This is a genomic window from Methylobacterium sp. (genome assembly GCF_028290105.1).
Taxonomy (GTDB): domain Bacteria; phylum Pseudomonadota; class Alphaproteobacteria; order Rhizobiales; family Beijerinckiaceae; genus Methylobacterium.
On the sequence record NZ_JAQGKL010000147.1, the window covers coordinates 1 to 21,382 of the forward strand.

The window sequence follows — 21,382 nt, forward strand, 5'->3', positions numbered from 1 at the left end:
CCCGTGCTCACGACAGGGGCCTGCGACGCGGGGCCAGACTGCGGTCCGCCTCGCTCTCGCCGTGCGAGGCCGCCTCGTAGGCGGTGACGATGCGGCGCACGAGGTCGTGGCGCACCACGTCGACATCGCGGAACGTGATGCGGCCGATGCCCTCGACGCCGTCGAGGACGCGCACGGCCTCGACGAGGCCCGACTTCTGGCCGGGCGGCAGGTCGATCTGGCTCGGGTCGCCGGTGATGATCATGCGCGAATTCTCACCGAGGCGGGTGAGGAACATCTTCATCTGCATCGACGTGGTGTTCTGCGCCTCGTCGAGGAGCACCACCGCGTTGGTCAGCGTGCGCCCGCGCATGAAGGCGAGCGGGGCGATCTCGATGATGCCGGTCTGCAGGGCGCGGTCGACGTGGCGCGCCTCCATGAAGTCGTAGAGCGCGTCGTAGATCGGGCGCAGGTAGGGATCGACCTTCTCGCGCATGTCGCCGGGCAGGAAGCCCAGGCGCTCGCCGGCCTCCACGGCCGGACGCGACAGGATCAGCTTCTCGACATGTCCCTGCTCCAGCAGCGAGACGGCGTGGCCGACCGCGAGCCAGGTCTTTCCGGTGCCGGCCGGCCCCTCGGCGAAGACGAGTTCGTGGCTGCGCAGGGCCTTCATGTAGGCGTCCTGCGCGGCGTTGCGGGCGCGCACGGCGCCGCGCTTGCGCGTGGCGATCTGGTCGAAGACCGCGCGGTCGGGCTCGGCGCTCACCTCGGCGGCGGGAAAGAGGTTGCCCTGCTGGGTCGTCTCCTGGATCGCGCCGTCGACGTCTCCGAGGGTCAGTGCCGTCCCGCTCGCCTTGACGCGGGCATAGAGGCGCTCGAACACCTTGCGGGACTTCTCCGCCACCTCGACGCTGCCCTTGAGCACGAGATGGTTGCCGAGGGCGGTGGCGGTGACGCCGAGGCGCCGCTCGATATGCGCGACGTTCTGGTCGTACTGGCCGAAGACGAGGCTGGCGAGGCGGTTGTCGTCGAAGGTCAGCGAGACTTCCTCGGTCTCCTCGAGCCCACCGATGCGTGCCGCCGGCCCGCGCCCGCGCAACGCGCCGCCGCGTCCGCTCGCCCCCTCAGATCCTGGCACGCCGTTGTCCTTCTTTGGGTCCGTGGGCTCGATGCCGCCGATCGGCTCGTGTCCGGAGAAGTTCCTGAGATCGGGTTTCGTTGCGCCACGTCCACCGGTTCGTCGGCGCGGCGTATCGCCCATGTCGAGGCGCATTCGGGCTCAAGCGGCGGCCGCCGCATCGGAGACGGTCTCGGCCGTAGCCTCACCGGTCTGGACGGCCTCACCGAAGAGGCTGTTCGAGCCGGCCCGCACCACGCGCACGGGCACCAGGGTGCCGATGGTGGAACCGGGCGCATCGAACTGCACCGGCAGGAGATGGGGCGTCTTGCCGGCGACCTGACCGGGGTGGCGCCCGGCCTTCTCCACCAGGACCTCCACCACGCTGCCGACGGCGGACGCATTGTAGGCATGGCGCTGCGCATCGAGCAGGCCCTGCAGAGCGGCCAGGCGCTCGGACTTCACCGCCTCGGGCACGGCGTCGGTGTTCTCGGCCGCCGGCGTGCCCGGGCGCGGGCTGTACTTGAACGAGAAGGCGCTGGCGAAGCCGATCTCGCGCACCAGCCGCATCGTGTCCTCGAACTCCGAATCGGTCTCGCCCGGGAATCCGACGATGAAGTCCGACGAGAGGGCGATGTCGGGGCGCGCGGCCCGCACCCGCTCGATCAGCCGGCGATAGGCGTCGGCGGTGTGCTTGCGGTTCATCGCCTTCAGCACGCGGTCGGAGCCGGACTGAACCGGCAGGTGCAGGAACGGCATCAGCGACGGGATCGCGCCGTGCGCGGTGATCAGGTCGTCGCCCATGTCGTTGGGGTGGCTGGTGGTGTAGCGCAGGCGCAGCAGACCCGGGAGCCGTTCCAGCTCGCGCAGGAGCACCGGGAGGGTGGCGTTGGCGCCGTCGCGGCCGAGACCGTGATAGGCGTTCACATTCTGGCCGATCAGCGTGATCTCGCGCACGCCTCCGCGCACGAGTTTCCCGGCCTCGGCGAGGATCGCCTCCACCGACCGCGAGACCTCGGCCCCTCGGGTGTAGGGCACCACGCAGAAGGCGCAGAACTTGTCGCAACCCTCCTGCACCGTGAGGAAGGCGGTGACGCCGTGCGTCCGGCGAGCGGGGAGATGGTCGAACTTGTCCTCGACGGGGAACTCCGTATCGACCACGCGCCTCGTGCGCGAGCGGGCCAGCAGGTCGGGCAGGCGGTGATAGTTCTGAGGGCCGACGACGACGTCGACGCCGGGGGCGCGCGCCAGGATCTCGGGCCCCTCGGCCTGGGCGACGCAGCCCGCGACGACGATCCGGGTGTCGTGCCCGGCTTCCGCGCGCTCGCCCTTGAGGACGCGCAGGCGGCCGAGTTCGGAATAGACCTTGTCGGCGGCCTTCTCGCGGATGTGGCAGGTGTTCAGGACGACGACATCCGCCTCCTCCACCGCGTCGGTGGCCTCATAGCCCTCGGCACCGAGCACGTCCGCCATGCGGGCGGCATCGTAGGCGTTCATCTGGCAGCCGTAGGATTTGACGAAGGCTTTCTTCAACGGTCGGATTCCGGGGGTTGATCGGACGAACGGATCGCAGGCCCGGCCATAGCACGGATCGTCCGCTGCGTCGCGACGGCCTACCGGCTGGGCAGTCCCGCCTCGGGCAGCGCCGCGCTGCCGCCCTCCGCCTCCCGGCGACGGCCCTGCCAAACCGGCCCGAGGGGCGGACGCCCCGTCGTGCCGCGCTGCACGGCCTCGCGCACGGACGCCTCCGCCAGGGCCGTCGCGCGCTTGCGGTCGGTTCCGGCATCGAAGGCGATCGGCGCCCCCCAGACCACGTGGATGTCGAGGGGGCCGCCGGCCAGGAAGGCGGCGAGATGCGGCGCCAGATCCATGTCGCCGTACCAGGCGACCTCCGGCCGTTCGGTGCGCACCAACGGCAGCCCGTTGCGCCGTGGATAGGTGATGGCGAGCGGCTGAAGGCGGATACGGTCCGGCCCGCCGCCCTCCCCGGCGACGGCGGCGCGGGCGGCGCCCACCAGCGACGAGCGGAACGGCAGCAGCCGGGTTCCGTCCCCCGTCGTCCCTTCGGCAAAGAGCACGATGAGGTCGCCGCCCGCGAGGCGCCGCGCAACGGTGGCATTCACGATGGCGGTGTCGGAGCGGCGCGCCCGGTCGATGAACACAGTGCGCTGAAGCCGCGCCAGCGTCCCGATCACCGGCCAGCCCGCGATCTCGGATTTCGCCACGAAGGAGAGCGGGCGCAGGGAACCGAGGACGATGATGTCGAGCCAGGACACATGGTTCGAGAGCACCAGGGCGGGCTCGCACTCGCCCGGCGGGGATCCGCTCTGGGTGACACGAAGCCCGAACAGCCGCAGGAACACCCGGTGGAAGATCACCGGCATCCGGGCCGCGATCCGCCCCCGCCCGACGCGCAGGCTGAGGAGATGCGGCCCGACGATGACGAGGAAGACGAGGGCGCAGACCAGCAGGCGGGCGATCGTACCGAGGCGGGTCATCGGCGGCTCAGGCGTCGCCGCAGCAGATCACGCCAGCACCGCCGTCATGGTCAGCGCGGTGGCGCGGCCGCCATCGGCGCGGGCGTAGTAGCCCGTCCGCTCGCCCACCTGCCGGAAGCCGTGCCGGGCATAGAGCTTGAGCGCGGGAGCGTTGCCCTCGTCGACCTCTAGATGCACCGTGCGGATGCCGGTTCGCGCCAAGTGCTCGAGATGTGCGCCGACGAGCTTGTGCGAGAGGCCGCCGCCGCGCGCATTCGGCGCGAGCACGACGGTGAGGATCTCGGCCTCGTCGGCGGCACGGCGCGAGAGCACGAAGCCCTGGATGGCGCCGTTCTTCCAGAGGGCGTGCGCCTCGGTGGAGCGCTCGCACAGCATGCGCTCGAACTCGTGGGCGTCCCAGGAACGGGCGAAGGCGGTCGCGTGGATGCGGGCCAGCGCCCGCGCCTGCCCGGAATCGCTGAGGGGCGTCACATAGGCGGCCGTGCCCCAGGCTTCCCACCAGGCGGACCAGACCTCGAACGGCCAGAACGGCGTCAGCGGACGGGTCATCGGCGGGCGAGCCTCGCATGATCCTGCGGCTGGGCGTCGGGGCCGCGCAGGTAGAGGGGACGGGCGAGCGCCTGGGCGGGGTCGGCGAGCATGCCGAGGGACGCGACCCAGGCGATCTCGGCGGCACCCGTCCCGGCGACTTCGGTGTGGAGGCCGCGCGCCTTGGCGGCGGCGGCGATCAGCGGCGCGCCGGACCCGACCAGGGTCACGGTGCCGTCGAGCATCGCGGTGGCCTCGTCCACGGGCACGTGGCTCGGCGGCACGACGATCCCGTCGGTCATGCTCATGGCCTGGAGATAGACGGAACCGTGCCGCGCATCGATGGCGGCGACGATGAGGCCCTCGCCGTTCAAGGCCAGGAGCGGCGCGAGCAGGGCCGAGAGCGTGGTGACGCCGACCACGGGGATGCCGGTGGCGAGCCCGATGGCGCGCGCCGCCGAGAGACCGACGCGCAGGCCCGTGTAGGAGCCGGGGCCGACCGTGACGGCGACGCGGTCCAGGGCCTCGAAGCCGCCCGTGACGCGCGAGACCACGCGCTCGATCATCGGAAGCAGCGCCTCGGCATGGCCGCGACCGAGGATCATCGATTCCTGCGCCAGGAGATCGTCGGTGGTGTCCGATGCGATGCAGACGGAACAGGCGTCGAGCGCCGTGTCGATGGCGAGGATACGCAAACTCACTCCCGGTCGTGCCGCGGGCCCGGGTACGCAGGCGCCCGGGGAGGCATCAGAGTAAGACAAAAACGGCCGCTCCGGCAGAGCGGAGCGGCCTTCGTGGAGAAATTCGGGCGAACCTGTTGCGGCTTTGCGTCGGAAAATCCCGACGCGTGGGCGCTCAGATCGCCTGGACTTCGCGAATCTCGGGCAGGAAGTGGCGGAACAGGTTCTGGACGCCGTGGCGCAGCGTGGCGGTCGACGACGGGCAACCCGAGCAGGCGCCCTTCATCTCCAGGTAGACCACACCTTCCTTGTAGCCCCGGAAGGTGATGTCGCCACCGTCGCCCGCGACGGCGGGGCGCACGCGGGTTTCCAGCAGGTCCTTGATCGTCTCGACGGTCTCGATGTCGGCGGGATCGAAGAATTCCTCCGCGTCGTCGCTGCCCGCGACATGGCCCTCGGCGAGGACGGGCGCACCGGACTGGAAATGCTCCATGATGGCGCCGAGCACCGCCGGCTTGACCTGCGGCCAGAGGTTGTCGTCTTCGGCCTTGGTCACGGAGATGAAGTCGTGGCCGAGATAGACACCGGCGACGCCGGGGACGTCGAACAGGCGGGTCGCGAGGGGCGAACGCGCGGCGGCCTCGGCGTCGCGCGCATCGAAGGTGCCCTCGGGGAGAACGACGCGGCCGGGCAGGAACTTCAGGGTCGCGGGGTTCGGGGTGGCTTCGGTCTGGATGAACATCGGGGGCAGGATCCTCGTCCGCTGCGCCGGTTCAAGGCCGGCCGGGAATGGCGCCGGAACGATCCGTCGCCACCTTCCATGTGGACCGCCGCCGTCGTTTTCTCAACCGCGCGTGCTGCGTAAGCCTGGTCAGGTTCACCGACCCCGCGTGTTGGACAAGAGCGCGCGCCTCGTGTAAGGCCCGCCTCAATTCAAAACAGGATGCCGAAATCCTGACGCAGGCGGTCCCATCCGGGGACCGGCATGCGCGCACCGGCAGGAACTTGACCGATGAACATCATTCAGCAGCTCGAGCAGGAGCAGATCGCTTCGCTCGGCAAGACGATCCCCGATTTCCAGCCCGGCGACACGGTCACCGTGAACGTCAAGGTGAAGGAAGGCGAGCGCACCCGCGTGCAGGCCTACGAAGGCGTCTGCATCGCCCGCTCCGGCGGTGGTTTCAACGAGAGCTTCACCGTCCGCAAGATCTCCTACGGCGAAGGCGTCGAGCGCGTGTTCCCGCTCTACGCCCCCTTGATCGATTCGATCGTCGTCGTCCGTCGCGGCAAGGTGCGTCGCGCCAAGCTGTACTACCTGCGCGACCGTCGCGGTAAGTCCGCCCGTATCGTCGAGCGCGCGGATCGCCCCGCCGAGAAGGCCGCCAAGGCCGATGCCTCGAAGGCGAACAAGGACGCCCGGAAGGCCGAGAAGGCCGCCAAGAGCGCCGCCAAGACCGCCGCCGCCGAGTAAGATTTTCGCAGGGGTGGCGGCGCGAGCCATCCAGGCGAGGAACGAACGTTTCGAGGCCCGTCCGAGCAATCGGGCGGGCCTTTTCCGCATCCGCGTCGCCGACAGCGCCTTCCCTCAGGCGCTCGCCGCCACGGCCAGGCCCCGATCCGCCGGGAGCCGTGATTCGCGACCCGGCGTGAAGCGCGTCGCGCAATCGTTCCGGGCAAGCCAGAGCAGCGCGTCGGTCTCCGGCATGGCGCTGGCGAAGAGGTAGCCCTGCAGGACGGGGCATCCGAGGGCGCGCAGGACGTCGAACTGGGCTTGCGTCTCGACCCCTTCGGCCACCACCATCACGCCGAGCGTGCGGGCGAAGGCGAGGATGGCTTGCATCAGGACGCGATCCTGCGCGTTGTCCGCCACGCCCCGGATGAAGCTTCGATCGACCTTCAGCGTGTCGAAGCGCAGGTTGCGCAAGGATCCAACCGAGGAATAGGCGACACCGAAATCATCGACGATGATGCCGACGCCCATCCGGGTAAGGGTTTCCACGTCGCGGCCGCCGCGCTCGTTGGAATAGACCGCCTCCTCGGTGATCTCGATCGCGAGCCGGGAGGCGGCGAGGCCATGGGCATCGAGTTCGGCGGCGACCAGTTCGGCGATGGGATAGGTCCCGAACTCGTTCGGCGAAACGTTGATCGACACCACGATGGCGCCGTGGCCGCTCGCGTCGAGGCACTGCGCCATGCGGCAGGCATCCTTCAGGATGGCCTGCGTCAGCGCCTTCGACTGACGCGTCCCCGCCGCCGCCGCGACCACGTCTGGCGGAGCGATCCAGCCGAATTTGGGATGCTTCCAGCGCAGCAAGGCCTCGAGTCCGACGGCCCGCCCCGTCATGCAATCGACCTGCGGCTGGAACCAGGCCCGGATCGATCCGTCCTCCAGGGCCTTGGCGAGATCGCGCTCGATCTCCCGCTTCATCCTGGCTTCGAGGTGCATGGCTTCGTCGAACCGGCGCCACGTGCCCCGCCCTTCCGATTTCGCCGCGTAGAGGGCGAGATCGGCGTGGATCTGCAGGTCGGTCGGCGTGCCGCCATCCTGCGGGCAATGGGCGAGGCCGACGCTTGCCCCCGCATGCAGAATCTGTCCGGAGGGGGTGACGAGTTTGCCGAGGCCCCCGACGATGGCGCGGGCCAGATCGCACCCCAGTTCGCGGCGCGCCCCCTCCCCGCCCGGGGGATCGTCGATCAGGGCTGCAAATTCGTCCCCGCCCAGCCGGGCCACGACCGCGTGCGGCCCGAGGATGTCCCGCAGCCGCGCGCCGACTTCCACGAGGAGTTCGTCGCCCACCGCATGCCCGAAGGTGTCGTTGATGGCTTTGAACCGGTCGAGATCGATCAGCATGACCCAGAACGCCTGCCGCTCCGCCACCGCCCTCGTCAGGCGTGCCTCGAAGGCCACCTGATAGGCGGCGCGATTGAACAGGCCGGTCAGGTGATCGTGCTTCGCGGAATGTTCAAGGCGCTGCAGAGCGTGCCCGGCCGCGACGTTCGCGGCCTTGAGGGACGCGGCGAGTTCCGTCGCCTCGTGTCTCAGGCGGCTCGATTGCAGGTAATGCTTTTCCTGCTCGGTGGAGCAGCGGAACATCAGCGCGGTCAGCAGGGTCAGGTTGACGGCGACGATCTGCGAGGACAGCGATCCCTCGATGGCGAAGAGAAAGATGAGGATCGAGGTGTTGGGCAGCACGAACGCGATGGCGGGGGCGCGGGTCGCCTTGTTCTGGATGATCGATCCGGCATTCAGGCCGCAATACGCGAGGGCGACCTCCATCGAGTAGGCCTGCCCGTGATAGGCGCAACCGAGCAGGGCCGCGGCCCAGCAGAGGCCGGACAGAAACGCGCCGATCCAGCAGAACGACAGGATCCGCTCAGGGGCACGGGCGGCGTTGCCCTGTCTCAGCCATCGTTTCGCGAGCAGGGCGCGGGTCACGTTGATGATCGCGTTCGCCGCGAGAAAGGCGAGAATCCGCGGGTGCGGGACGACGTCCCACATCATTCCCGCGAGCGACCCGGAGACGAAGAGGTTCGACACCATGGTCGAGGGCAGGCCCCGCAGAACATCGGAAGCCTGATCCCGCTTGATGATGGCCTCGACGGGATTCTGCTCAATCATAACGGGAGTCGACCCCTGGAACTGCGCCTTGCCAATGTATTGGCGCCCCCATTGAGTCGATCAATCGCGGAAATGTGTGAATATTACGTGATGCCAGCCTCTAGATCCCAAGCTTCAGGAAAATCCACAGTATTGGAGCGCCGTAAGTCCAAAATAGGAATTAGATATTACGGACTGAATATTTGATGAGATAGACTGAAAATATCAAAAGTTAATTCTGCAGACCGAGTACGGTTCGTCCGGTTTCGAAGCCTCCGCCTGGATCGCGACTTGGCGTTCGTCTCTTGCCGTACGTGCGGAGGGAACACGAAAAAGCCTCGCAGGGTCGGATGACCCTGCGAGGCTTCATGAAACGCCTACTGGAGACGTCGAGGTTACTCGGCGGCGATGCTGTGCGCCTGACGGCCGTCGGTATAGGTCTCGGCCTGGAGGCGCTGCCCCGGAGCAGCGCGGCCTGGAAGCGGCGGCAGGGCCTTGGCCTTCTCCAGATCGATGCCCGCGCCCTCGGCGACGCGACGGCCATAATCCTCGTCGGCGTGCCAGAAGTGCCAGACCATGCGCAGCTGGATCGGCTCCGGGCACTGCTTCATGTCGCCGACCAGGTTGGCGATGAGGTCGTCGCGCTCCCAGGTCTCGAACGAGCGATAGCGCACGCCGGCCTGGGTGTAGTCGTCCTCGGTGCGCGAGGTCTGGTAGCGACCGAGCTTGCCCTCGACCGGCTGGTGGTACTCGCGGGCCGGCTTGTCCGCCTCGCGCAGGCCCTCGGCGAGCGTGCTGGGCTCGTAGTTGATGTGGCGATTCGGGCCCGTACCGTCGACGTTGTAGGTCATCTGACCATCACGCTGGTTGGAATAGACCTTCACGCCGGGCTGCGGCGCGTTGATCGGCAGCTGCAGGTAGTTCGCCCCGACGCGGTAGCGCTGCGTGTCGGAGTAGGACAGCGTACGGCCCTGAAGCATCTTGTCGTCCGAGAAGTCGATGCCGTCCACGAGCACGCCCGTGCCGAACGCCGACTGCTCGACCTCTGCAAAGAAGTTGTCCGGTACGCGATCGAGAACCATCCGGCCGACCGGCAGCAGCGGGAAGTCCTCGACGGGCCACAGCTTGGTGTCGTCGAGGGGATCGAACGACAGGTGGTCGTTCGGGCCGTCCGGCATGATCTGCACGCAGAACTCCCACTCGGGGAAGTTGCCGGCCTTGATGTTGTCGTAGAGGTCGCGGGTCGCGTGGCCCACGTCCTTGGCCTGGATTTCCGAGGCCTGGGCCGAGGTCAGGTTGCGGATGCCCTGCTTGGGCTCCCAGTGGAACTTGCAGAGCACCGCCTCGCCCTGGTCGTTGATCAGCTTGTAGGTGTTGACGCCGGAGCCCTCCATCTCGCGGTAGTTCGCGGGAATGCCCCAGGGCGACTTCAGGTGGGTCACCATGTGGATGGCTTCGGGGTGCTGGGCCACGAAGTCGAAGAAGCGCCAGGGCTCCTGCCGGTTCGTCACCGGATCGGGCTTGAACGCGTGGATCATGTCGGGGAACTTGATCGCGTCGCGGATGAAGAAGACCTTCAGGTTGTTGCCGACCAGATCCCAGTTGCCGTCGACGGTCTTGAACTTCACCGCGAAGCCGCGCGGATCGCGCTCGGTCTCAGGCGATTCCTTGGCGCCGGCCACGGTGGAGAAGCGCACGAACATCGGCGTCTTGACGCCGGTCTCGTTCAGCACCCGCGCGCGGGTGTACTTGGAGGCCGGCTCGTTGCCGATCTTGCCATAGGCCTCGAAGTAGCCGTGCGCGCCGGCGCCGCGCGCATGCACCACGCGCTCCGGAATGCGCTCGCGGTCGAAATGCGTGATCTTCTCGATGAACTGGTAGTTTTCGAGGGTCGCGGGCCCGCGCTCGCCGACCGTGCGGGTGCTCTGGTTGTCGCGAACCGGGTGGCCCTGGCGGGTGGTCAGAATCGGGCGCTGATCGCTCATGCGGTGCTTTCTCGCTGACGGAAGGTCGACGCGGCGCTTGCTGCATCCAGACCTTGGAATGGTTCCGAGCGACCCTTATGCCGCCTCGCGATCCATTTGGCCAATGCATCGTGGCGAAGGAGATGATAGACATACCCTATGAACATGTCCGGCCTCTCCCTGCGCGATCTCGAATATGTCGTCGCGGTCGCCGACGAGATGCATTTCGGTCGGGCCGCCGAGCGCTGCAACGTCAGCCAGCCGACCCTGAGCGTCCAGGTGCGCAAGCTGGAGGATCTGCTCGGGCTGGCGCTGTTCGAGCGCGGCAACCGCCGGGTGATGCTGACGCCGGAGGGCCAGTCCATCGTGCGCCAGGCCCGCGTGGTGATGGCGGAGGCGCAGCGGCTCCTTATGCTGGCGAGCGAGGGCCGGGGCGCGCCCCTGACCGGGCGTCTCGTCCTGGCGGCGATCCAGACGCTCGGGCCTTACCTGTTCCCCCTGATCCTGCGACCGCTCCGCCAGGAATTTCCGCTCCTTGCCCTGGCGCTGAGCGAGGCGCGCACGGCGGAGATTCTGGAGGGCTTGCGCAACGGCCGCATCGACGCGGCCCTGGTCTCGTTGCCGGTCCCTGCGTCGGGCCTCACCGTGTCACCGCTCTTCGTCGAGCCGTTCCAGCTCACTTGCCCGGCGGAGCATCCGCTGGCGCGGGGCGGGGCGTTGCGCGCCACCGACATCGCCGGGCCGGACCTTCTCCTCCTCGACGAGGGCAATTGCCTGCGCGACCAGACCGTGGCGGCCTGCGGCGCGGGCTCGGCCGCCGGACGGCACGCCACCAGCCTGGAGACCCTGCGCTCGATGGTGGCGGCGGGCGCCGGCTATACGCTGCTGCCCGCCCTCGCCGTGCCTTCCGGTCCCGATCCCAGCGGCCTCACGGTGACGCGCAGCTTCGACGTCGACGGTCCCGGCCGGACGGTGGCGCTGGCCTGGCGTGGCAGCGACCCGCGCGCCGACGGCCTCTCGCATCTCGCCGCCTTCTTCCGCGCGCACGCACCGGCGGGCACAACCGCCTGTCGCGAGGACGACATGCCCCGCACGCGCGCGACGCGCCGTGACAGCGTGGCCGATCCGGTGTAGCGCCCGGCCGACGGGCCGTCCGGCCCGCAGATCTTCCGGCATTCCCGTGCTCTCACTGCGCTTCCTCGGCCGTTGGGCGGCTCTCCTCGCCGCCTCCGGTCTCCTGGCCTACGCCCTCGACCATGCGCATTTCCCGGCGGCTCTCCTGCTCGGGCCGATGGTGGCGGCGATCGCGTTCGGCGTCGGCGGCGCGGACCTCTTCGTGCCGAAAGCCGGTTTCCAGGCGGCGCAGGCGATGATCGGCTGCCTCGTCGCCCACACGGTCACGGGCGAGATCGTGGCGACGATCACGGATGACGGCTTTCTGATTCTGGCGGTGGTCCTCGTCACGGTGCTGGTCGGCGGCGGCGTGGGCTGGGTCCTGACCCGGCTGCGCGTCCTGCCCGGCACCACGGCGGCCTGGGGCTCCTCGCCCGGCGGGGCCGCCGCCATGGTGGCGATGTCGGAGGAATACGGCGCCGATCCGCGCCTCGTCGCCTTCATGCAGTACGTGCGCGTGGTCGCGGTGGTGCTCTCGGCCTCCGTGATGGCCCGCATGCTCACGGACGTCTCGAATGCGGCACCGATTCCGGCGCCCGTCAGCCATTCGCCGCTCTCCGTCCTGGTGACCCTGGCGGTGGCCGCCTGCGGAGCGGGTTTGGCGAAGCTTCTGCGCCTGCCGGCCTTCGCCCTCACCGGCCCGATGCTGCTCGGGGCGGCCCTGCACGCCTCCGGGCTCGTCGCCATGGCGCTGCCCATGCCGATGCTCGACCTCGCCTACGCCACCATCGGCTGGTACGTGGGCCTGCGATTCCGACGCGAGACCCTGCGCGAGACGGTGAGCGCCCTTCCGGGCATCGCCATCGCCACCCTCGGGGTCATCGCGCTCTGTGGCGGCTGGGCCTACGGGCTGACCTTCCTGCTGCCCATCGACTTCCTCACCGCCTATCTCGCCACGAGCCCCGGCGGCCTCGACTCCGTGGCGATCATCGCGGTGGGCTCGAAGGTCGACGTCTCCTTCGTCCTCGCCGTGCAGACGCTCCGCCTGTTCGTGGTCCTGGTGACTGGTCCGGTCCTGGCGAAGTGGATCGCGCGCGGCGCCCCGGCTGGCCCTTAGGATGCGCGCCCTCTATCTCGCCTTCCTGAATTCCTGGCGCGGTCTGGTGCACGGCGGCCGCACCGAGCGGGCGATCCGGCTGGAACTCGCGCTCCTCGTCCTGGGCGTTCCGCTGGCGCTGCTGCTCGGCGCCTCGCTCTGGGTGCGCGTGGCCCTGATCGCCAGCCTGCTCGGGGTGCTGGCGGCCGAGTTCCTCAACACCGCGATCGAGAAGCTCTGCGACCACCTTCACCCGGGGCATCATCCGGGAATCGGCATCGTCAAGGATCTCGCCTCGGCCGGTGCCTTCGCGGCCCAGGGGATCGCCGCCCTGGCCTGGCTCGCGGCGCTGATCGAACGGCTGGTTTGACCCGCGCCGGCGATTGCCGGTCGGCGCGCCGGTGCAACGGTTGCGCCTGCCGGGACGTTCTCGCTCCCGAGCCCGGATGGACTGGGCGTGTCGGGAGCCGATCATGTTGGTACGTTTTGGACTGGGCCTCTTTCTGGCGACGACCGCGGCGAGCGCGGCCTTCGCGGCTCCCATGACGGCCGAGGAGAAGGCCGTCCTGCAGCAGCAATGCGCCGGTGACTTCACCAACTTCTGCATGGGCCTGCCCCCCGAGGATGGCCCGGAGACGAAGGCCTGTTTCGAGAAGAACATGTCGAAGCTGTCGCCCGGCTGCCAGAACGCAATTCAGGCCTACAAGAAGAAGGGCTGAGCCCACGGCCGGTCGGCAGGCTCCCTGTCCTGCCGACCGGCCCACGGATTCCCTGTCTGCGTTTGGCTTGGTCCGCGGTCGGCTCGATCTCCGTTCCTGCGGCCCTCGATGCCCCGGTTCAGTCACGCGGCCCGTCCACGACGCGCCCGTCGCGGGGCCCTTTGCCGTCGGCCGTTTCCCTCGCTTCTTGCCGGCCGAGGGCCTATGTGCGGGCAACCGCCCTTCGCACAGCCTCGACGCCGGAGCCCGTGTCTCCTTGACCGACTACATCCGCAAGATCCTTACCGCCCGCGTCTACGACGTGGCCATCGAGAGTCCCCTCGACCCGATGCCGCGCATGTCGGCACGCCTGGGCCGGCCGGTGCTCCTGAAGCGCGAGGACCTGCAGCCGGTGTTCTCGTTCAAGCTGCGCGGCGCCTACAACAAGATGTCGGGCCTCGACCCCGAACTGCTCGCACGCGGCGTCGTCTGCGCCTCGGCCGGCAACCACGCGCAAGGGGTGGCGCTCGCCGCCGCCCGCCTGAACGTCCGCGCCGTGATCGTGATGCCGCGCACCACCCCGGCGATCAAGGTCGATGCCTGCCGGGCGCGCGGCGCCGAGGTGATCCTGTTCGGCGACGCCTTCGACGAGGCGCTCGGACACGCGAAGGAAATCGAGGCGCGCGACGGCCTGACCTTCCTCCACCCGTTCGACGATCCGGACGTGATCGCGGGCCAGGGCACCATCGGGATGGAGATCCTGACCCAGCATTCCGGGCCGATCGAGGCGATCTTCGTGCCCGTCGGGGGCGGCGGGCTCGCGGCAGGGATCAGTACCTTCGTGAAGTATCTGCGCCCCGAGACCAAGGTCATCGGTGTCGAGCCGGACGACGCCGCCTGCATGGCGGCGGCTCTCGCGGCGGGCGAGCGGGTGGTGCTGCCCACCGTCGGCCTGTTCGCGGACGGGGTCGCCGTGCGCGAGGCCGGCGCCGAGACCTTCCGGCTCTGCCGGGAATTCCTTGACGAGGTCATCACCGTCGACACCGACGCCATGTGCGCGGCGGTGAAGGACATCTTCGACGACACGCGCGCCATCTCGGAGCCGTCCGGCGCCCTGGCGCTCGCCGGCGCCAAGGCCTACGCGGCCCGGGAAGGCGAAGGCACCGGCACGCTGGTGGCGATCTCGAGCGGCGCCAACCTCAACTTCGACCGCCTGCGCCACATCGCCGAGCGCGCCGAGATCGGCGAGCAGCGCGAGGTTCTCCTTGGGGTCACCATCCCGGAGCGGCCGGGGGCCTATCGCGCCTTCATCCAGACGCTCGGCCCCCGCGCGATCACCGAGTTCAACTATCGCTACGCCGCAGGCACCGCCGCGCAGATCTTCGTCGGTATCAACCTCGCCGGTGGTCGGCGGGAGAAACTCGCCCTGATCGACTCGCTGGCGGCCGCGGGCTACCGCGCGGTCGACATGAGCGACAACGAGATGGCCAAGGTCCATATCCGCTACATGGTCGGGGGCCGCGCCACGGGCCTCGCCCACGAGCGCCTCTACCGCTTCCAGTTCCCGGAGCGCCCCGGCGCGCTGATGAAGTTCCTCGACGCGCTCGGCGACGACTTCGACATCACCCTGTTCCACTACCGCAATCACGGCGCCGATTATGGCCGCGTGCTCGCGGGCATCGGGGTGCCGCCGGCCGACCGCGCCCGCTTCGATGCGGCGATCGACGCTCTGCACTACCCCTGCGTCGACGAGACCGACAATCCGGCCTACCGGATGTTCCTCGACGACGGCCCAGCATCCGGGCAGGCTGCCTGAGAGGCGGAAGCCTTGTCGCCTTGGGCGAACGTGTAACGTGCGTCGCGCGCACCAAGCGGCAGCGATGCGCCTTCGCATTTGAGAGCGGAGCTCCTGCCTCGACTCGCCGGAGGGCGAGCAACGAGCCCTGAAGCTTGCCTTCGGATACGCTGGTGCTGCTTGGTTCGTACCGAGGATGTAAAATTTTTCTTTATCATTTGTGTGCAACACCGGAGATCGATTTTCTCCTCATCGGTGCTGTCCGAATGCCTCGCCTTGCCAGCCTGAACTTCCGCCTTCCCGCGATCACGGTGGGGTTGGCCCTCGTCAGCGCCACCGTCATGGGCGGCCTGAGCTGGTACAGCGCGCGGGCTGGCCTCACGGATGCCGCGCAGGAGCGCCTGCAATTCGCCGCGTCGGCACGTAAGGCCGGGATCGAACTCGTGGCCGAGCGGGTCGCCGGCGATCTCGTCACCGTCGCGGGGAACCCGCAGATCAGCGGCAATTTCGGCGACCTCGTCGAGGCTCTCGATCCGGCCCGAGCCGATGTCGCACAGACCGTCCGGACCTACACGGAAGGCGCCACCGTCGAGGCGCGACTCGGCGCGGAAGCCCCCGGCACGATGTATGGACGCCGCCACGCCAAGGTCCAGGAGGCGGCCCGCAAGCTCCTGGAGCGGCCGGGCTACGCGGATCTGGTGTTCGTCTCCGAGGACGGACGCATCGTCTACACCACGACCAAGGGCGTCGATTTCAGCCATGCCCTCTCGGAGCCGGAACTCCGCGCGACGGGTCTCTCCCGGCTGGTCGAGCGCCTGAAGGCCGCCGGCCCCGACGCGACGCTCTACGAGGATTACGGCGCCTACCCCGCCGACGCCGTGCCCTCCGCGTTCATCGGGCGCGCCATCGCCCGTCGCGCCAACGTCGCCATGGGGACGGGCCAGGAGGCCGCGCGCGTCGGCTTCGTGGTGATGCGCCTGACGCCGGCCCTGTTCGACCGGACCCTCTCGGATCGCGGCGGACTCGGCGAGACGGGCCAGATCATGGCCATCGGCGGTGACGGCACCCTCCGCAGCAACCCGCCGCTCTCCAGCGGGGCAAAAGCCGGCACGACGAAAGCCGGAAGCTCGGTCACGGATCTCGGCCTCGACAAGACCGCGCTCGCCAGCGACCGTCCCTTCGCCTACGCGAACGCGTCCGGCGTCCGCATGGTCGCGACGGCGAAAGTCTCGGTGCTGGGTGCGCCCTGGACCATCCTGGCCGAGCAGGCGGAGGACGAGACGCTGGCGGCCGTCGGCACCCTCACCCGCGCCCTCGCGGTTACGGCACTCGCCGTCCTGGTCGCCACGGCGATCCTCGGGCTTCTGTTCGCCCGCACCATCGTCGGCCCCCTCGGCGCGCTGACGCGCGCATTGCAGGCCCTGGCTCGCCGCGAGACCCTCGCCGAGGTCCCGGGAAGCGGTCGGGCCGACGAGATCGGTGACATCGCACGCGCCGTCGTCACCATCCGCGACATCTCCCTGGAGGAGGCGGCCCAGCAGCTCCAGACCACAGAGGCCGAGCGCCTGCGCCAGGAGACGGAGCGGCGCGCCCTGCTGCGCGACCTCGCCGATCGCTTCGAGCAATCCGTCGGCGGCATCGTCGGCAGCGTCTCGCGCGCCTCGGCCGAACTCCAGGACGCATCGACGGGGATGACCGAGGCCGTGGCCGGCACGGCGCAGCGCTCGAGTTCGGTCGCCGTGACCGCGCAGGAAACCGCGGGCAACGTCAATGCGGTGGCGGCGGCGGCGGAAGAACTCGGCGCGACGGTCAGCGAAATCGGCCGGCAGGTGGAGCAGGCCGCCTCCATGTCCAACCAGGCCGTCGAGGAGGCGAGCCGCACCACCGCGACCATGCAGACGCTCTCCGAGGCCGCCACCAAGATCGGCGACGTGGTGGGTCTGGTCTCGCAGATCGCCAGTCAGACCAACCTGCTGGCGCTCAATGCCACCATCGAGGCGGCGCGGGCCGGCGAGGCGGGACGGGGTTTCGCCGTCGTCGCGGCGGAGGTGAAGAACCTCGCCGAGCAGACGAGCCGCGCCACCACCGAGATCGCCGAGCAGGTGGAGGCGATCCGCTCCGCGACGAGCGGCGCCACGGGGGCGATACGTGGCATCGTCACGCGCATCGAGGGCATGAGCGTCGTGACGGGCAGCATCGCGGCGGCGGTCGAGGAGCAGAGCCTGACCACGCAGGAGATCGTGCGCAACATGGGCCAGGCCTCGGCCGGAACCGGGGCCATGAGCCACGATATCGAGGCGGTGGCCCGCGCGGCGGCGGATGCAGGCACCACGGCCGCGCAGGTGCAGCGCGCGGCTTCCGACCTCTCGCGCCAATCGGACCAGCTGCGCGGGGAAGTCGGCAGCTTCCTCGCCACCGTCCGGGCCGCCTGAGCGCACGCCGCCGGACCCTGAACCGCATGGGCCGGCGGCGTGCGCCGGCCTTGACCCCCCGGCGGGTGTGCGTCCAATGCCCCGGTTCAACCGGGACGAACCGCCGATGCCGCCGCTTCTCGCCCTGCCCTTTCCCGCCATCGATCCGGTGGCGGTCGCGATCGGGCCGATCACCATCAAGTGGTACGCGCTCGCCTACATCGTCGGCCTGCTCGGCGGCTGGTACTATGCCCGCCGGCTGGTGGCGGCGGACCGGTTCTGGGGCGTGGTGCGCCGCCCGAGCCTCAACGACATCGACGACCTCATCGTCTGGGTGGCGCTCGGCGTCGTCCTCGGCGGACGCATCGGCTACGTACTGTTCTACAACCTGCCGCTCTACCTCGCCGACCCCATCGAGATCCTGGCCATCCGCAATGGCGGCATGTCCTTCCACGGCGGTTTTCTCGGCGCCGTGCTGGCGATGGTGCTGTTCGCCCGCGCCCGAAGGCTCCAGCCTTTCACCTTCCTTGATCTCGCCGCCGTGGTGGTGCCGATCGGGCTGTTCTTCGGGCGCATCGCCAATTTCGTGAACGGCGAGCTGTGGGGCCGGATCGCCCCGGACTTCGCCTATGCCGTCGTGTTCCCCACCGGCGGCCCCCTGCCCCGGCACCCGAGCCAGCTCTACGAGGCGGCGACCGAGGGCGCCCTGATGTTCGTCGTCATGGCACTGGCCGTGCGCGCGCAGGGCTTTCGACGCCCCGGCCTGATGGGGGGCATCTTCGTCCTCGGCTACGCGGTGGCGCGGACCTTCTGCGAATTCTTCCGCGAACCGGACCGACAGCTCGGCTACCTCTTCGGCACCGGGGATTGGGCCATCGGCGGCATCACCATGGGCATGGTGCTCTGCGTGCCCATGGCGCTGGTCGGCCTGACCGCGATCGTCCTGGCCCTGCGGGGCGTGACCCGCCCGCGCGTCGCGATCGAGGACCAGCCATCCACGAGCCCCGCCAAGGCGGACGCAGCGTGACGAGCCCGCTCTTCGGGGAGATCCGCGACGAGATCCTGGCCTCCGGCCCGATCGGCCTCGACCGCTACATGGGCCTCTGCCTCGGACATCCGGTGCACGGCTACTACCGCACCCGCGATCCGTTGGGTGCCCGGGGCGACTTCATCACCGCCCCCGAGATCAGCCAGATGTTCGGCGAGTTGATCGGAATCTGGATCGCCGCGACGTGGGCCGCCATGGGCGCGCCCGCCGATTGGGCCCTCGTGGAACTCGGCCCCGGGCGCGGCACCCTGATGCAGGATGCGCTGAGAGCGCTTGCCCGTGCGGCGCCGGGCAAGTCTCCGGCGCTCCACCTCGTGGAGACGAGCCCGGTCCTCCGGGCCGAGCAGGCCGGGCGCCTCGGCGCAGCCGCGCCGACCTGGCACGCCGGCATCGACACGCTGCCGCAGGCGCCGACGATCGTGTTGGCCAACGAATTCTTCGACGCCCTGCCCGTCCGGCAGTTCCAGCGCGCCGAACGCGGCTGGTTCGAACGCCTCGTCGGCCTCGGACCCGACGGGACGGCCCTGACCTTCGGCCTCGCGGCGGAGCCCGACGCGCGTATCACCGCGACCGGTCCCAACGGCGTGCTGATGACCCTGCCGAGCGTCGCCCTCGAGATCGTGCGCGGGCTCGCCCGGCGGATCGTCGCTCATGGGGGAGCCGTGCTCGCCATCGACTATGGACATGTGCGGCCGGGCTTCGGGGACACACTCCAGGCGGTCCAGGGCCATCGCTTCACCGCGCCGCTCGCCGCCCCGGGGGAAGCGGACCTCACCACCCATGTGGATTTTGCGGCCCTGGCCCGTGCCGCGACGGCTGAAGGGGCGAGAACCCACGGCCCTGTCGATCAGCGCGATTTCCTGTTCGCCCTGGGGCTGCGCGAGCGTGCCGAGCGGCTCGGGGCTCGCGCCACACCGGAACAGCGCGACGCAATCACGGCGGCGGTGACGCGGTTGAGCGATCCCACGCGGCGCGGCATGGGCAGCCTGTTCAAGGTGATGGCCTTTACCGACCGGGATCTACAAGCACTGCCCGGGCTTCCGGCTGCAAGCCGGCAAGCCTATCCCGACGACGCTTCAGTGCGCGCGGCGCGCGAACCAAAGGGTCCCGAGCCTGAGCGCAAGGGCGCCGAGCGGACATAGCGGCAGGGTCAAGGTTTGGATGTCCATGACCACAACTCTCGACGCGAACCTCTCGCAGCCCAGTGTCGGGCCCGGCTGACGCCTAAGCAGAGCAGAGAGATGACCGGGGTCAGCCATGGACGATCCGAAGGGGTCGGCACGGCAGGACGCTGCGTGAAGAGCGGCGCCAATCCTCCGACTGCGAGGCCTGCGATGGCGACGCCGTTCACGTAGGTTGCCGTAAGCTTTGCGCGTTCGTTCGCGACGAGCTGGAACCTGTCTTCATCGACGTCATCCATGGTTGCCCGTCGGTGCTGCGTCTAAGCCCGTGCTCTCATCGTATCGAGATATCGAAGGGCGATCTCAGGGTGGTCCTCGAGGTCGTGGCGTTCGCTCACAGCCAGGTCAGCGAACGCGGCCGACGCTTTCGATGCGCAGCCAAAACTTGACTTGGCCCCGGCATCGGACTAACCGCCACTCCATTCATGCGACGGTTTGATCGTCATCACGAACGCCGACCGGCCCTGTGAGGCCGGAGGTCAACGCCCGACAGCGCGATGCGCCCTCGGGCGGGTTTCGCGTTGGAGACAGGGCGTCGGCTCCGCTACTACCGGTTTCGTCGAGTCCCGATGCCCAACGCGCCTGTGACCACGAATTTGCGCATCGAGGATGCGGTGAACGACACCTGCCCCTGGTCGGGCAAGCCGATCGCGGCCGATTCGCTCACCCTCTACAACGGCGCCGTGGTCGGGTTCTGCAACCCGGAGTGCCGGGACAAGTTCGCCACGGCCATCCGGGGCTTCGAGGACGCGCTTCAGGCGCGCCGGGCCGTGAGCGCGGGCGTCAATCAGTGATTCATCTTCAGACGATGCCGGTTCGGGGAGCCTGAAGCATGTTCGAAGGCCTGTCCGATCGCCTCTCCGGAATTCTCTCCGGCCTGACCCGGCGCGGTGCGCTCACCGAGGCCGACGTCACCGCCGCCCTGCGTGAGGTCCGCCGCGCCCTGCTGGAGGCCGACGTCGCCCTCGAGGTGGTGCGCGGCTTTACCGAGAAGGTGCGTGAGAAGGCGGTCGGCGCCGTCGTCCTCAAGTCGGTCACCCCTGGCCAGATGGTCGTCAAGATCGTCAACGACGAGCTCGTGGCGATGCTCGGCTCCGATGTCGGGCTCATCGATCTCAACGCCCCCGCCCCCGTCGCCATCCTGATGGTCGGCCTGCAGGGCTCGGGCAAAACCACCACCACGGCCAAGATCGCCAAGCGCCTCACCGAGCGCTCGAACCGCCGCGTGCTGCTGGCCTCGCTCGACACGCGCCGTCCGGCCGCGATGGAGCAGCTCGCCATCTTGGGCAAGCAGGTCGGCGTCGACACCCTGGCGATCGTGGCCGGCCAATCGGCCGTCCAGATCGCCCGGCGCGCCATGGAGAGCGCCCGGCTCGGCGGCTACGACGTCGTCATGCTCGACACCGCCGGCCGCGTCACGGTCGACGAAGCGCTGATGGCGGAGGCGGCCGAGGTCAAGACCGCCACCGACGCGCATGAAGTCCTGCTCGTCGCCGACGCGCTGACCGGCCAGGACGCCGTCAACACCGCCCGCGCCTTCGACGAGCGCATCGGCGTCACCGGCATCGTGCTGACCCGCATGGACGGCGATGCCCGCGGCGGCGCGGCGCTGTCGATGCGCGCCGTCACCGGCGCCCCCATCCGCCTGCTCGGCGCCGGCGAGAAGCTGGACGCGC

The 21,382-nt window shown here is 69.4% G+C and carries 19 protein-coding genes; 11 read left to right on the forward strand and 8 right to left on the reverse strand.

The features are described from left to right. Positions 1-7 precede the first annotated feature (7 nt). The 6 genes from JWQ05_RS10630 to JWQ05_RS10655 all read right to left on the reverse strand — a co-directional run bounded on the left by JWQ05_RS10630 (position 8) and on the right by JWQ05_RS10655 (position 5,544). Positions 8-1,117, reverse strand: coding sequence for a PhoH family protein (locus JWQ05_RS10630; RefSeq protein WP_299658403.1), 1,110 nt, complete (start codon positions 1,115-1,117; stop codon positions 8-10). A 141-nt stretch (positions 1,118-1,258) separates the two neighbouring features. Then, entirely contained in the window at positions 1,259-2,629 is a 1,371-nt protein-coding gene (gene miaB, locus JWQ05_RS10635; RefSeq protein WP_299658405.1) for a tRNA (N6-isopentenyl adenosine(37)-C2)-methylthiotransferase MiaB, read from the reverse strand. An 80-nt stretch (positions 2,630-2,709) separates the two neighbouring features. Next, on the reverse strand, positions 2,710-3,594 hold the full coding sequence (locus JWQ05_RS10640) for a 1-acyl-sn-glycerol-3-phosphate acyltransferase (RefSeq protein ID WP_299658407.1): 885 nt from the start codon (positions 3,592-3,594) through the stop codon (positions 2,710-2,712). 27 nt (positions 3,595-3,621) lie between these two features. Beyond that, on the reverse strand, positions 3,622-4,143 hold the full coding sequence (locus JWQ05_RS10645; protein WP_299658409.1) for a GNAT family N-acetyltransferase: 522 nt from the start codon (positions 4,141-4,143) through the stop codon (positions 3,622-3,624). Beyond that, the gene (tsaB, locus tag JWQ05_RS10650; protein WP_299658433.1) at positions 4,140-4,817 is read right to left on the reverse strand and encodes a tRNA (adenosine(37)-N6)-threonylcarbamoyltransferase complex dimerization subunit type 1 TsaB; all 678 of its coding nucleotides are present in this window, start codon (positions 4,815-4,817) and stop codon (positions 4,140-4,142) included. The genes JWQ05_RS10645 and tsaB overlap by 4 nt, the downstream gene beginning before the upstream one ends. Positions 4,818-4,977: 160 nt before the next feature. Beyond that, positions 4,978-5,544 carry a NifU family protein gene (locus JWQ05_RS10655; protein ID WP_299658411.1) on the reverse strand — a complete coding sequence of 189 codons (567 nt, stop codon included), beginning with the start codon at positions 5,542-5,544 and terminating at the stop codon, positions 4,978-4,980. Between the two features lie 270 nt (positions 5,545-5,814). On the opposite strand from JWQ05_RS10655, the gene rplS reads away from it, so the two are divergent. After that, complete coding sequence (gene rplS, locus JWQ05_RS10660; RefSeq protein ID WP_299658413.1) at positions 5,815-6,273, forward strand: 50S ribosomal protein L19; 459 nt, start codon at positions 5,815-5,817, stop codon at positions 6,271-6,273. Between the two features lie 114 nt (positions 6,274-6,387). Here the strand turns inward: rplS and JWQ05_RS10665 are convergent, their stop codons facing one another. Both JWQ05_RS10665 and JWQ05_RS10670 read right to left on the reverse strand, forming a co-directional pair. Next, positions 6,388-8,421 carry an EAL domain-containing protein gene (locus JWQ05_RS10665; RefSeq protein ID WP_299658415.1) on the reverse strand — a complete coding sequence of 678 codons (2,034 nt, stop codon included), beginning with the start codon at positions 8,419-8,421 and terminating at the stop codon, positions 6,388-6,390. A gap of 374 nt (positions 8,422-8,795) precedes the next feature. Then, a complete protein-coding gene (locus JWQ05_RS10670; protein WP_299658417.1) occupies positions 8,796-10,385 on the reverse strand; it encodes a catalase in 1,590 nt (529 codons plus the stop codon). A 138-nt stretch (positions 10,386-10,523) separates the two neighbouring features. Between JWQ05_RS10670 and JWQ05_RS10675 the strand changes: the two genes are divergently transcribed. The 10 genes from JWQ05_RS10675 to JWQ05_RS10720 all read left to right on the forward strand — a co-directional run. Next, a complete protein-coding gene (locus JWQ05_RS10675) occupies positions 10,524-11,498 on the forward strand; it encodes a LysR substrate-binding domain-containing protein (protein ID WP_299658419.1) in 975 nt (324 codons plus the stop codon). Between the two features lie 46 nt (positions 11,499-11,544). Continuing rightward, positions 11,545-12,594: an AbrB family transcriptional regulator gene (locus tag JWQ05_RS10680; protein WP_299658420.1), complete on the forward strand. Its 1,050-nt coding sequence runs from the start codon at positions 11,545-11,547 to the stop codon at positions 12,592-12,594. A 1-nt stretch (position 12,595) separates the two neighbouring features. After that, the gene (locus JWQ05_RS10685; RefSeq protein ID WP_299658422.1) at positions 12,596-12,943 is read left to right on the forward strand and encodes a diacylglycerol kinase; all 348 of its coding nucleotides are present in this window, start codon (positions 12,596-12,598) and stop codon (positions 12,941-12,943) included. 103 nt (positions 12,944-13,046) lie between these two features. Continuing rightward, positions 13,047-13,292 (forward strand): hypothetical protein, encoded by a 246-nt coding sequence (locus tag JWQ05_RS10690; RefSeq protein WP_299658424.1) that lies wholly within the window; start codon positions 13,047-13,049, stop codon positions 13,290-13,292. A 256-nt stretch (positions 13,293-13,548) separates the two neighbouring features. After that, positions 13,549-15,087 (forward strand): threonine ammonia-lyase, biosynthetic, encoded by a 1,539-nt coding sequence (gene ilvA / locus JWQ05_RS10695; protein ID WP_299658426.1) that lies wholly within the window; start codon positions 13,549-13,551, stop codon positions 15,085-15,087. A gap of 245 nt (positions 15,088-15,332) precedes the next feature. Next, positions 15,333-17,498, forward strand: coding sequence for a methyl-accepting chemotaxis protein (locus JWQ05_RS10700; RefSeq protein ID WP_299658428.1), 2,166 nt, complete (start codon positions 15,333-15,335; stop codon positions 17,496-17,498). Positions 17,499-17,604: 106 nt separating this feature from the next. After that, positions 17,605-18,504 carry a prolipoprotein diacylglyceryl transferase gene (lgt, locus tag JWQ05_RS10705; RefSeq protein ID WP_299658429.1) on the forward strand — a complete coding sequence of 300 codons (900 nt, stop codon included), beginning with the start codon at positions 17,605-17,607 and terminating at the stop codon, positions 18,502-18,504. Beyond that, on the forward strand, positions 18,501-19,667 hold the full coding sequence (locus tag JWQ05_RS10710; RefSeq protein WP_299658430.1) for an SAM-dependent methyltransferase: 1,167 nt from the start codon (positions 18,501-18,503) through the stop codon (positions 19,665-19,667). The genes lgt and JWQ05_RS10710 overlap by 4 nt, the downstream gene beginning before the upstream one ends. Before the next feature lie 608 nt (positions 19,668-20,275). Next, positions 20,276-20,500, forward strand: coding sequence for a glutathione S-transferase (locus JWQ05_RS10715; protein ID WP_299658431.1), 225 nt, complete (start codon positions 20,276-20,278; stop codon positions 20,498-20,500). A 38-nt stretch (positions 20,501-20,538) separates the two neighbouring features. Then, positions 20,539-21,382 (forward strand): signal recognition particle receptor subunit alpha (locus tag JWQ05_RS10720; RefSeq protein ID WP_299658432.1); only part of this gene is annotated, 844 nt, incomplete at its 3' end.